At 70.7% G+C, this 12602-nt stretch carries 9 protein-coding genes; 6 read left to right on the plus strand and 3 right to left on the minus strand.

Annotated features, from left to right (window positions below):
- The first annotated feature begins 100 nt into the window (after positions 1-100).
- From ACWD5D_RS25885 to ACWD5D_RS25895, 3 genes are all read left to right on the plus strand, one after another.
- Complete coding sequence (locus ACWD5D_RS25885) at positions 101-1462, plus strand: sensor histidine kinase (protein WP_451375233.1); 1362 nt, start codon at positions 101-103, stop codon at positions 1460-1462.
- Positions 1459-2136 (plus strand): response regulator, encoded by a 678-nt coding sequence (locus ACWD5D_RS25890; RefSeq protein WP_451375134.1) that lies wholly within the window; start codon positions 1459-1461, stop codon positions 2134-2136. The genes ACWD5D_RS25885 and ACWD5D_RS25890 overlap by 4 nt, the downstream gene beginning before the upstream one ends.
- 102 nt (positions 2137-2238) lie before the next feature.
- On the plus strand, positions 2239-3597 hold the full coding sequence (locus ACWD5D_RS25895; RefSeq protein WP_451375135.1) for a hypothetical protein: 1359 nt from the start codon (positions 2239-2241) through the stop codon (positions 3595-3597).
- 294 nt (positions 3598-3891) lie between these two features.
- On the opposite strand, the gene ACWD5D_RS25900 is transcribed toward ACWD5D_RS25895, so the two are convergent.
- Positions 3892-4638: a DUF2637 domain-containing protein gene (locus ACWD5D_RS25900; protein WP_451375136.1), complete on the minus strand. Its 747-nt coding sequence runs from the start codon at positions 4636-4638 to the stop codon at positions 3892-3894.
- Between the two features lie 1044 nt (positions 4639-5682).
- Here ACWD5D_RS25900 and ACWD5D_RS25905 point away from each other — a divergent pair.
- Together ACWD5D_RS25905 and ACWD5D_RS25910 are read left to right on the plus strand one after the other, a co-directional pair.
- Positions 5683-8190, plus strand: coding sequence for an SdrD B-like domain-containing protein (locus ACWD5D_RS25905; protein WP_451375137.1), 2508 nt, complete (start codon positions 5683-5685; stop codon positions 8188-8190).
- Positions 8191-8482: 292 nt separating this feature from the next.
- The gene (locus ACWD5D_RS25910) at positions 8483-9178 is read left to right on the plus strand and encodes a hypothetical protein (RefSeq protein ID WP_451375234.1); all 696 of its coding nucleotides are present in this window, start codon (positions 8483-8485) and stop codon (positions 9176-9178) included.
- A gap of 7 nt (positions 9179-9185) precedes the next feature.
- Here ACWD5D_RS25910 and ACWD5D_RS25915 read toward each other — a convergent pair whose 3' ends face one another.
- Positions 9186-10532 (minus strand): right-handed parallel beta-helix repeat-containing protein, encoded by a 1347-nt coding sequence (locus ACWD5D_RS25915; protein ID WP_451375235.1) that lies wholly within the window; start codon positions 10530-10532, stop codon positions 9186-9188.
- Between the two features lie 89 nt (positions 10533-10621).
- Between ACWD5D_RS25915 and ACWD5D_RS25920 the strand changes: the two genes are divergently transcribed.
- A complete protein-coding gene (locus tag ACWD5D_RS25920) occupies positions 10622-11779 on the plus strand; it encodes a Dyp-type peroxidase (protein ID WP_451375138.1) in 1158 nt (385 codons plus the stop codon).
- 142 nt (positions 11780-11921) lie between these two features.
- Here ACWD5D_RS25920 and ACWD5D_RS25925 read toward each other — a convergent pair whose 3' ends face one another.
- Positions 11922-12542 carry a hypothetical protein gene (locus ACWD5D_RS25925; protein WP_451375139.1) on the minus strand — a complete coding sequence of 207 codons (621 nt, stop codon included), beginning with the start codon at positions 12540-12542 and terminating at the stop codon, positions 11922-11924.
- Positions 12543-12602 lie beyond the last annotated feature (60 nt).

Here is a 12602-nt window from a genome sequence, read left to right on the forward strand (position 1 = left end):
GGCCCACCGCGAGCCTGCCGCGTCCGGCCGCTCCACACACCACAGGTTCCGCGTGCACGATGGACGGGTGAGCGCCGCGACCACCTACGACATCGGCGGGATGGGGCCGCTGGTCACCCGGCTCGGCCGGGTCGGCCGGCGGCTCCGGCAGGCTGACCGGGCCCACCCCTGGGTGCTGGACACCGCGGTGGTGGTGCTGGTCTTCCTGATGTTCTGTCTGCCGGACCTGCTGCACACGGGCACCGGGGACGGAGACGGCCCGCGCCGCTTCCGCCTCGTCTTCACCCGGCTGCCGTTCGGGGGCGTGTTCGTCCTCCAGGCAGGACTGGTGCTGCCGCTGCTGTGGCGCAGGCGCCGGCCGCTGGTCGCCTTCTGCGCCGTCTGGGCGGTGTTCGTCCTCCAGTGGGCGCTGGGTTCGGCGCTGCGCGCGGACGTGGCCCTCTTCGTCGCCCTGTACAGCCTGGCCCTGCACGGGCGGCTGCGGCAGCTGCCCTGGGCCTGCGCCGGCATGGCGGCCGCCATGGCGCTGGTCGCTGTGCGGGTGTCACCGGTGGTGTCCGTCTGGGACGCGCTGTTCTTCCTGCTCAGCACGGCGACCGCGGCCCTGGCGCTCGGCCTCGTGGTCCGCATCCGCCGGGCCCAGCTCGCCGGACTGCGGGACCGGGCGGCCCGGCTGGAGATCGAGCGCGACCAGCGCAGCAGGCTGGCCGCCGCCACCGAACGGGCCCGCGTGGCCCGCGAGATGCACGACATCGTCGGCCACAACCTCTCCGTCATCATCACCCTCGCCGACGCCGGGGCCTACGCCACCGACACCGCCCCCGAACGGGGCAAGGAGGCGCTGTGCCTCATCGGCGACACCGGCCGCCAGGCGCTAGGCGAACTCCGGCGCGTCCTCGGCGTCCTGCGCGACGCGACGGACGGGCGGCGCGGCGAGCCCGAACTCAGCCCGCAGCCCGGCATCGCGGACATCGACACGCTGTGCGAAGGGGTGCGCGCGGCCGGCCTGGACGTCGTCTACCGCACCGCCGGTGACGTCGACGCCCTGGACGAGGGCGTCCAGCTGACGGTCCACCGCATCGTCCAGGAAGCCCTGACGAACACCCTGAAGCACGCGGGCGCCGGCACCCGGGTGAACCTGTCGGTCGCCGCCGAGGACACCCGGGTGACCATCCGGGTCCAGGACAGCGGACGGGCCGTCTTGTCCGGACCGCCGAACGAGGAAGGACATGGCCTGGTGGGCATGCGCGAAAGAGCGGCACTCTACGGCGGAACCGTCAGCGCGGGCCCCGCCGCCGGCGGAGGCTGGCGCGTCGACGCCGTCCTCGCCCTGACCCCACGTGGCGGCGACCTCAGATCCCGCGACGGCGACTCCGCCTCCCGCGACGGCGACTCCGCCTCCCGCGACGGCGACTCCGCCTCCCGCGACGGCGGCCTCGCACCCCGCGGCGGTGACCGATGACCACCACCGTGCTCGTCGTCGACGACCAGCCGCTCCAGCGCTACGCCTTCCGCATCCTCCTGGACTCCGTCCCCGAGACCGAGGTCCTCGGCGAGGCCGCGCACGGCGCCGAGGCCGTCCGCAAGGCCGCCGAACTGCGCCCCGACGTCGTCCTCATGGACGTCCGCATGCCCGGCATGGACGGCATCGAGGCCACCCGGCGCATCGTCGCCACCGGCGCGCGCTCCCGCGTGCTGGTGCTGACCACCTTCGACCTCGACGAGTACGTCCACTCCGCCCTGCGCGCCGGAGCCAGCGGCTTCCTGCTCAAGGACGCCCGCCCCGAGGACCTCCTCGCCGGCATCCGCGCCGTGGCCGGCGGCGACGCCGTCATCGCCCCCGCGCTCACCCGCCGCCTCCTGGAGGAGTACACCCGGCACGTCCCGCACCCGCACCGCGCGGGCGACCCCGCCGAGGACAGGCGGCTGACCTCCCTGACCAACCGCGAGCGCGAGATCCTCGTCGCCGTCGGCAAGGGCTGGACCAACGGCGAGATCGCCGACCGCTTCGTCCTGTCGGAGTCCACCGTGAAGACCCACGTCGGCCGGGTCCTCGCCAAGATCGGCGCCCGCGACCGCGTCCAGGCCGTCATCTTCGCGTACGACCTCGGCCTCGCCCGTCCGCAGTCGGGGTGAACCCGCACCCGAACGGCCCACCGTCACTCGCGCGCCCGTCCGCCACGGGATCTGCTGCTGGCAGGGGTACGGCCGTCCGGGCACGAGCGGAGGAGGACGGGGATGACGGAGCGGGAGCCGACAGGGGAGGACGGCGGGGACGGCGGGGACGGAGGTGCGCACGAGCACGGCCGGGATGCGGATCAGGCCGAACCGGACCGCGCGGAACCAGACCGCGCGGAACTGGACCGACTGCGTGCCCGGGTCGCCGCTCTGGAGGCCCGGCCGGCACGCGGCGGGAAGGAATGGCCCCGGCACCGGACGAGGTCCGCGCTCGCCGCGCTGCTGATCGTCCTCGGCTGTGTCCTCGCCCCGCTCGGCGTGCTCGCGACCTGGACCTCCGACCTGCTGGGCGACACCGACCGCTACGTGGCCACCGTCGCCCCGCTGGCCGCGGACCCCGCCGTCCAGAACGCCGTGGCCGACCGGGCCACCGACGCCCTCATGGTCCACCTGGACATCCCCGACCTCCTGAACGGCGTCGCCCCGAAGGACCGGCCGCTCCTGCAGAAGGGGCTCGGCGTCCTCGGCGGCTCGGTGGAGGGAGCGGTGCGCAGCTTCGTGCACGACAAGGCGCGGGAGGTCGTCGCCTCCGACGCCTTCGACAAGATCTGGCGCGACGCCAACCGGCAGGTCCACACCGCCCTGGACAAGGCCCTGACCGGCAGCGGCGGAGGCGCGGTCCGGCTGGTGGACGACACGGTGACCGTCGACCTCGCGCCGGTCATCGACCGGGTCAAGACCCGGCTGGCCGACTCCGGGCTGACGGCCGCCGAGAAGATCCCCGCGGTGCACACCCAGTTCACCGTGTTCCAGGGGGACAAGGTCAGCCGGATCAAGACCTGGTTCCGGGTGCTGGAACTGGCGGGCCTGTGGCTGCCGGTGCTCGCTGTCGTCCTCACCGCGGCCGGCGTGCTCACGGCCGCGCACCGCCGCCGTGCCCTGATCGCCGCCGCACTGGGCGTCGCCTTCGCCACCCTCCTGCTCGGCCTCGGTCTCACCGTCTTCCGGGCCGTCTACCTGGACTCGCTGCCGCACGGGGTCTCCCAGCCGGCCGCCGCGTCCGTCTACGACACGCTCACCCGCTTCCTGCGCAAGGAGGTACGGGCGGTGGCGGCGCTCGGCGTGATCGTCGCCCTCGCCGCCTGGCTGACCGGACCCGCCCGCTCCGCCCGCGCCGTCCGCCAGGTGTGGCACGCGGGCATCGCCGCGTCCCGCGCCCAGACGGACCGACTCGGCCTGCGCACCGGCCCGGTCGGCCCGTTCGTACGCCGCCGCCGCGCCTGGATCGGCTGGCTCCTGGTGGTCGCGGCCGCCGTCGCCTTCGTGCTCTGGAACCACCCCACCGGCTGGGTCGTCGTCGGCCTCGCCCTGGCCCTGCTCTTCGCTCTCGCGGCGGTCGACTTCCTGGCCACGGAGTGACGACGTTCCGTACGGAGCACCTCGTGCAGGTGCTGCCAGACGCCGGTCTCGTTCCAGTCCCGCAGCCGGCGCCAGGCTCCAGACGGTCCCACAGTTCATCCGGGACGATCCACGGATTCGCAGTCGCAGTCGCAGTCGCAGTCGCAGTCGCAGTCACAGCCGCAGCCGCAGTCGCCGTCCCGGCGTCGTACCGAAATCTGATGACATGCGGATCGGAACACGACACCGGGGCGAACCCTTCCCCATCCCATTCTCATTTACTCTGCTTTTTAGTTTTTCTCCGACGTGATTGTGTTATCGCTTCGAATTCCGCTGCGCGTGCGCACCCTGCCGGGCCGGCGACCGGTATTTCGAGGAGACCTGACCGACGAGTTCCCAGAAGCACACCAGGGCGGTGATCGGGGGAATTCCGAGCATCACGAACGTCAGAATCGCCTGGGACGCGTGGCTGACGCACAGCGCCACCGCCACCCCCGAGGCCGTGAGGATCACGCCCCAGGAACGGTGGGCGCTGCGGCGCTGGACCGTCGCCCGCAGGATCGAGAGGGCCGCGACGAACCACGGCCCGTACACCGTGAGCGGCCACCACTGGGCCAGGTTCGCGGGCAGGACGGTCTCGGCGATGGTGTGCAGCTGGCCGTAGGAGTAGCTGATCGCCCAGGTCAGCAGGGACACCGCGGCCACGCCGATCGAGGCGATCAGGACCGTGACGTGGGTGATGCGCTGACCGCCGTCGAGGAGGTGCGATTCGGCCGGGGGCCGACGCCGGCTGATCTTGCGATGCGACGACCGCTCCGGAGAGGCCGGACCGGCGTTCGGGACGGGAGAGGGGGCGGCGGCCGCCGCACGGGTCGCCCCCGACAGCATGTGGGCGAGTTCTTCGTCCAGGTCCCAGGGCGAGGCCTCCGGCGCCGGAGCGTGCCAGGACTGCTGGGACGGAAAGGAGACGGTGTCGAACGCGGGCTGGCTCAGCGTGTCGCGTTCGTCCCGGAAGACCTGCTGCGGGTCGTAGGGGTGTGCCTCGTAACTGTTCCGGTCCATCCGGTGATTCCTCCGTGTCCTCGTTCAGGAAGCTGTTCCGTCTGGAACACGGGGTCTGCGCGATGCCGCCCAGGCGGCGCTCGTCTCGCTATTCCGTTCGCGGGCCGCCCGCAGGTATTCAGTTTCCATGATCCTGATCTCGTCCAAGAAATCATCGAGGAGGTCCCAGCAACTGCCGAGACCCGCCGGATGATTCATGGCTCCGCATGCTTCATCCCCTGACAGTGACACGCTCACATAACGAGGCTCGATGGAGTGCGGGTGTCGAGCATTCGGGGGAATGAATCCCCCGAAAGAGTTGTCCGGGTGGCCCGAACGGAACACTTGGACGATGACATTAAGTAATAACAATGGAAGCCGGGGAGTCGCTCCCGGTCGCCTCTTTCCCGCGCGGCTACCATGCGTAACACAAGGAGCCGCAGGAGCCGCTCCACGCCCGGACCCCGCGGGCATCGGGGATCGAGAAGTCGGCGGGGCCGGTCGGTGGTCGGTGACGTGGCGAACCGAACCAAATTTCGACTGCACATCGCCCATGCGTGACGGACACGTCCCGGGCGCGTCTTCCGGGCTCCACGCAACCAACGGGGACCGGATCCGGTCATGACGCCGCTGTCGTACGCCCTTCCGATCATCATTCTCTGGGCGCTCGGGGAAAATTGCGGATCCCGATGGGATTCCAGAGGTTCTTGTGGTGACGGCGTGACTTCGGTGGATAGAATATCGCGCGCTGCTCGCGATGGCGGTCGGTGATGTCGGCGGTGGGGGGGGGCGAAGGCACCGTGATTGAGCTGCGAAAACACACAACCCGGGGCGGTTCCGCCCGAGGTTCTGAACGCGCGTTCGCCTTTGCTGGCCTGCGGTGTTTACGGCTTGCCCGCAATATCTTCAGACGATCATCACAATGCGGTCCACGCAACGGCAGTGGGCCCTTTTTCTTTGCCTCGGCGTTCATGATCGGCATCCGTTTCGGGGGCCGGGAAGTGGACGTGCGGCGAGAAGCGGGTGCCTCGTTTTCAAGACAAGAGAAGTGTGGAGTGTGATGCCATGAACCGAGTCGGCAGAGACTCGCGCCAGCCGGCCCACAGGCTTGTGGAGCCGCTGGCACGCGTAGGGTTATCCGTTCTCTTACTGGCGGGCGGCGCCGTGGGAGCGACGTCCGGAACGGCCGCCGCTTCGACCGCCGACGGCACGCTGACGGTCGAGGTACTGCGCGACTTCTTCGGCACCGGCGTCATCAACGCGACGATGGACGTGCCGCAGCGGGGCATGAAGGTGGAGGTCTCCGACCCCGCCGGGCACCATGTCACCGGCGTCACGGACGCCACCGGAAAGGTCGTGGTGTCGCAGTCGACCGAGCTGAGCGGCGGCCAGTACCGCGTCGACGTCAGCATCCCGGCGCCGTACAGCGACTATCTGCGGGCGGCGCCCGCGTCGACGACGCAGAACCACTTCGACAGCTTCACGTCGTTCGTGGACGTGTCGGGCGGAAAGAACGCCTCGGTGGTGACGGGGGTGTGGAATCCGGCCGACTACACGCTGCCGGACTCGCGGTATTTCGTACCGGTCCAGAACGGCGCCAACGGAACCGACACCCGGGCATTGGTGGCGTTCGGAACGAAGACCCGAGGCACGTGTCCCACCGATGTGGCGTGCCCGGCCACGCTGGCCACGCAGGCCCAGGTGGGCACGACGTTCGCGCTGGCGTACGACAAGTACCGGAGCCGGCTGTTCCAGGGTGCGTTCGCCCGCCGGTACGCCCCGTACGGGCCGAAGGGCGCCGACGCAATCTATACGGTGCCGGTCAACGGCGGCGGTGCGCCGGAGCTGTTCGCGCGCGTGCCGGGCGCTGCGGTGACGCCGCACGACGCCGCCGACATGATGAAGGATCCCGGGTTCACCGACGCACCGGGCAAGGAGAGCATCGGTGGCCTGGCCCTGTCGGAGGACGGCTCCACGCTGTACGCGGTGAACCTGCTGACCCGCAGCCTGGTGAGCTTCGACGCGACCGGGGCCACCGCCTCGGTGCCCGAGGCGACGGTGCGGATCCCGGACCCGGGGTGCGCGAGTCCCACCGACTGGCGGCCGTTCGGTCTCACCGTCCACGACAACAAGCTGTACGTCGGTGGCGTGTGCAACGCGGAGAGCACGCAGCAGCGCGCGGACCTGAAAGCCGTCGTCTACACCTATGACGGCAAGCGGTTCACCCCGGTGCTGACCCACTCACTCACCGACAAGCGCGGCACCGTCTTCACCGGTGCCGGCAACGTCGACCAGGCCACCCACTGGAACCCGTGGAACACCAGCCTGGCCACGTGGGACGAAAGGAAGTTGGGCGGCGCCTTCATCGATCCGCAGCCGGAGCTCGCCTCCCTCGCCTTCGGGCGCGACGGTTCGATGATCCTTGGTTTCCGCGACCGGTTCATGGACGTTCTCAGTGCGAAGGGGCTGGACCCCCGCCCGCTGAACAACACGCCGGAACTCGGCATGTCCGGTGGTGACATCAACATGGCCTGCGCCAGTCCCACCGGTGGATACGCGTGGGAAGGCACCGGAGACTGCCCCAACCACGCCACCCCCGCCAACGACGACAACGAGGAAAACGGCGTCGTCGAATACTTCCCGGGCGAGTACTTCGCCGGAGGGCACCAGGAAACCGCGCTGGGGTCGGTGGCCTACATTCCACAGCAACCGTGGGTCGTCAGCACGGAGTTCGACCCGACCGTCAACATCGAAACCGCCGGTACCGGTTATCACCACATCACGACCGGTCAGGGCCCGGGTAACGCTCCGGCCGCCAACGCGTACCAGTTCGTCGGTCAGGAACAGAACGGGTTCGGCAAGGCCGGCGGGCTCGGTGACATCGCGTACGCGGCGGCGAACGCGCCGATCCAGATCGGCAACGTCGTGTGGTTCGACGGCGACCACAACGGGATCCAGGACCCGGGGCACGTGCTGCTGCCGGGGGCGACGATCAACCTGCTGGACGCGGACGGCAAGCAGGTCGCGACGACCAAGACCGATGCCGCGGGCGAGTACTACTTCGGTGGCGTCGGCGCCGCGTACGAGCTCACGCCAGGTGCGAAATACACGGTGCAGTTCGACGTGTGCACCGCGGACACCAGCAAGGTGCCCGAGCAGCCCCCGGCGAGCGAGCTGCGGTTCACGCTCCCGCGGGCCGGTGCCGACCGTGCGCATGACTCCAATGTGACCCCGCCGACCACGGGGGAGTTGTGCAACGGCTCCGCGCCTGTCACGGCGCCGGACAAGCCGGGCGGGGTCGATCACACGATCGACGCCGGGGTGTACATCCCGAAGGCGAAACCGACGCCGACGCCGACCCCGACGCCGACCCCGACCTCGCCGCCGGCCTCTACGCCGCCGTCACCCGCGCCGCCTGCCCACAACCCGGCCCCGGCCGGTGGGAGTTCGGGTTCGATGGCGAACACCGGTATGTCCGGGGTGCCGGAGACGATCGCCCTCGCCGGTGTGCTGGTGGGTGCGGGCCTGGTCATCGCGTTCGTGAGTCGCAAGCGTCGCGCCCGGAAACACTGAACGAACCGAACAACAGCGATCTGCCCGCCCGCGACCCGGATATGGCGCGGTCGGGCAGATCACGTCCCGGCCGGTCCGCGAGGGCCGGCCTTGGCGTCGTATGCCGATGGGCTGCCGAGTGCCGCCGCGACCGTACGGCGGCCGAGCAGTCGCGTGATGGAGAGGGTGAACCAGAAGAGTGTCAGCGTCGAGCCGCGTGCGGAGCGTGAGAATCCAGCAAGCTCTACCGGGCCGTGCGGCTGACCGGCGCCGATGGCTGAGGCCACGCTGGGCGGCAGCCGTCATCGGCGGCATAGCGGCCGTCGTGGTGACCGCGGTCCTGGTCACCGGCGGCGGCTCCGGCGCCGGCGGTCCGCGCGCGCTGACGTCGGATGAGGCGAACCTGCTGGCGATCACGCGGTTCCGCAACTACGAGGCGCACGGCCGCGCGGTGACGATCACTGTGCCGGACACCGCCGGTGGGCTGGTCGTCACCGGGTCCGTCGACTACCGGGGCAAGCTCGGTTACGGGGTGGTGCACGGCACCGGGCGCGACAGATCCAGCGACGGGCTGATCGAGTGGACGGGCGCCTCGGTGTTCTTCCACCCGATGGCGAACGCCCCGGCGCACGCACCCGCGTCGCCGCCCCGCTCGGGCTGGTACGGCCGTCCGCTGCAGTCGTCCGGCAACTCGCTGGACACCTCGCTGGCCATCGCACTCGGTCTCGGCAGCGACCGGCCGGACAACGCCCAACTGCTGCCGCAGAACGGCGCCGCCTGGTGGGGACGAGACGAGGTGGACGGGCATCGGGTGGACGTCATGACCGGGCCGTCCTCCCCTGGCCGCTCCGGCACGGCGGGCAACGTGCGCTACTGGGTCGGCCCGGACGGCACCATGTACCGGGTCCGCGTCAGAGTGGGTTCCGAGTCACAGCCGGTGGTCATCGCCTTCGACACCCAGAGGTACGTTCCGGTCAAGCCCGTACCCGGAGTCACCCCGACGCGGTAGCCGCTGTTCAGGACGTATGCACCCGCGCACCCGCGGCGAGCAGGGACGCCGGCGGCAGCGGGACGCCTGCCGTGTCCGGTAGGGCCGGTGAAGCCGGGACAGCGGTGGCGCCCGTGGTGGTGGCGCGGGGGAACTGCGGCTGTGGACCAGGCACCGCGATCTCGGTGAACGGGATGCCACCGGGTGCCGTCGGCATCGCCCACCTGCCCGTCGGAGAGGGCGACCTGGCCGGAAGCGGGCAGGACGCGGTGGTCGCGAGCCGGGCGGGCACTGTGGTGCGCAGTTCGTTGCCGCGCAGGCAGTTGCCCCGTCCCCGCGTGGCGGTGGGGAACGTCCAGCCGACGTCGACGCCGTTGCCGGTGAACGTGTTGTCCACGATCTGGTTGCCGATGGGAGGCATGTCGGCGGTCGCGGTGATCACCAGTCCGGCGTTGCTGTTGTCGGCGATGCGGTTGCGGACGAACTGGTTGTCGCTGCCGCCGTCGATGCCGATGCCGGTGCCCCACCCGCCGTCGGCCTGCTCCGGGGTGGCCGTCTGCTGGTTGGCGGCGATCAGATTGCCGGCGATGACGGCGCCCTGCTGCGGGAGCAGCTTCTCCTGGTGGTCGGAGTCGGTGGTGAGCCCGACCCGGTTGCCGACCAGGCGGTTGCCGACCACGTACATGTCCCCGCTGGCGTTGGTGCCTTCGTAACCGACCGCGTTGAGTTCGGCGACGTTGTCCCGCACCACGATGCGACAGGGCTTGCACTGTCCGACGTAGATCCCCGAGTCGGCCCCGCCCGAGGCGTACGAATGCTCGATGACACCGTTCTGCGCGGAGAACGCGTAGATGCCGTACAGCCCGTTGCGGGTCGCGGTCACATACGAGACCAGGAACGACTTCAGGAAGGTGACGGGCTCGTCGCCGGTGTCGTACCCCCCGGAATGCCCCGGCATCCCGGCGGCCGCCTTCGCCGAACCGGTGACCAGGACCCCGTTCTGCGTGTTGTTGCGCACGGTCAGGTTTTCCACGGCCACCCCGGGCGCCGTGACGACGACACCGTTCGGCTGCCGCAACTGCCCGTCGATGACGACCTTGTCCCGGGACGCGCCGCGAAGAGTGACGCGAGCCGTGTCGATCCTCACCGACTCGTGGTACACACCGGGTGCGACCAGCACCAGGTCACCGGGCCGGGCCAACGACACCGCGTCCGAGATCGTCGGGGCATCGGCAGGCACACGGATCGTCACATGCGCACCGCTCGGTCGCCGGCCCTTGCCGGATCCGCCGCCGTCGTCGCCACCGCCGCAACCGACCACAAGTGTCAGCGTGCCCAGTACCGCCGCCACCACGCGAAGAGCTAATCGAGGCATGATCCCAGTCTCGCGCATGGTGCCCAATTCCACGCCAGAATCGGAAGGTTGACCGGCATGCGCGATTCGGGTGTGGCACCCTGCACACCATGCACCGAGCCGATCACCATCCGTCGCGCCGCGCGTTCCTCGATGTCACCGGCGCCATGATGGCCGTCGGTCTGACCGCCGGGTGCACATCGGACTCCGCCGAGCCAGGCCGGCACGGCCCTTCCGGGGCGGCCACGCCGACGCCGGTTCCGGTGACGGGCCGGCACCAGGCGGGCATCACGCTCCCTCAGCCGGCCCAGCGCAACCTGCTGGCCGTGGTGGCCGACCTCGATGACGGCGTGGCAGTCGGCCCGTTACTGGCCGACCTCGGCGAAGCCATCCGCACACTCGCCACCGGAACCGACGCGCGACTGCTGGGCCTGCCGCCCGGCGACCTGACCGTGACCGTCGGCGTGGGCCCCCGACTGGTGCGCACGGCCGGTGCCTCCCTGCCCGGCGCGGCCGACCTCCCGCGCTTCTCCCGCGAGCGGATCTCCCCAGGGGCACGCGGCGGAGACCTGCTGTTACAGATCTGTGCCGGCGACGCGCTGCTCCTGCCCGTCGTCGCCGCCGCGCTCCTGGACCAGGCTGGTGACCGCGTCCACGAACGCTGGCGCCAGTCCGCACGCCGCGGTACGGACGTGCCCGTCGGCAACGGCCTCACCGCGCCACGAAACCCGCTCGGTTTCATCGACGGCATCGTGGGCCCGCACACGACCGCCGAGCGACAACGCGACTTGTGGCTTGCCGGGCCTGACGCGGTCGCCGGCGGCACCCTTGCCGTACTGCGGCGCATGGAACTCGACCTGCCGCGGTTCGCCGCCCTGTCCGTGGCCGAGCAGGAAGCCGTCTTCGGGCGGCGGCGGACCAGCGGCGCCCCCCTCTCCGGCGGCCCCGTCGCCTCGGGCCCGAACCTCGGCGCCAAGACACCGGACGGACGCTATCTCGTCCCCGTGGACGCCCACGTGCGCAGGGCCAACCCCGCCGTCGTCGGCGCCGGCCTCATGCTCCGCCGCTCCTACACCATCGACGATCCCGCCCCCGGCCTGCTCTTCATCAGCTTCCAGAACGACCTGCGGACCTTCACCGCCACCCTCACCCACATGGACACCTCGGACGCACTGCTGCGATTCACCACCACGACCGCCAGCGCGACCTTCCTGATCCTCCCCGGCTTCGACCGGCAACACCCGCTCGGCTCCGGGATGTTCGGCTGATCATTCGGCTGACCGACGACGGCTCGACCCGGGGGTAGCCGGGGGCCGGCCCCTCAATGTGCCCTGGCCGCCTGACGGACCCTCCCGGCACACGACGAGGGCGGGACCCGAAAGCCCCGCCCGATCCGCAAGAAACCCCGGCTCAGGGCCAAACCAAGCAATACGGCTGATGCCCCGCCTCATGCAGCCGATGCGAGAAGTCCTGCCACTCGTGCAGCAGTTGGTACACGTTGAACGCGTCGCGCGGGCCGCCCCGGTCCGGCACCGTGGACCAGATGAAGGCCGCCGCGCCCACGGCTTCCTCGCCGATGCCGCGCAGTGGGTCGACGACCGTCATCGGGAGTTTGACGACCGCGTAGTCGGGGTGCAGGACGACCAGTTCCAGGGGCGGGACCTTGTGCAGGGGTACGCCCTCGATGCCCGTGAGGACCATCGCGGCCATCGTCTCCGGCTTGATCTTGGTGAACATGCCGTTCATGCCCAGCTCGTCGCCGCCGAGCTCCTCGGGGCGCATCGAGATGGGGACGCGGGCCGCGGTCGCACCGTCGGGCGCACCGAAGTATTTGTACGTCACCCCCACCCGACCACCATTCCCGCTCCCCGCCCGGAGACGCTCGGGCTCGCTCGGTACGCCCTGTGCCTGACGTGCGTCGCTCTGCCGCTTCTCGGCCGCTTCCTCCGCCTCGCGCCGGTGCCTGCCCCGCCGGGCACGCCGAGGACCCAGGTCGTCAGTCCCCTCGCCCAGTCCGCCACCGCGATGCATATCTCCACCCGACTGCATTTCTAGGACGCTCGGCCCCGGCCGCGCAACCCGATCATCGTG

It is taken from the genome of Streptomyces sp. NPDC002520, assembly GCF_053595235.1.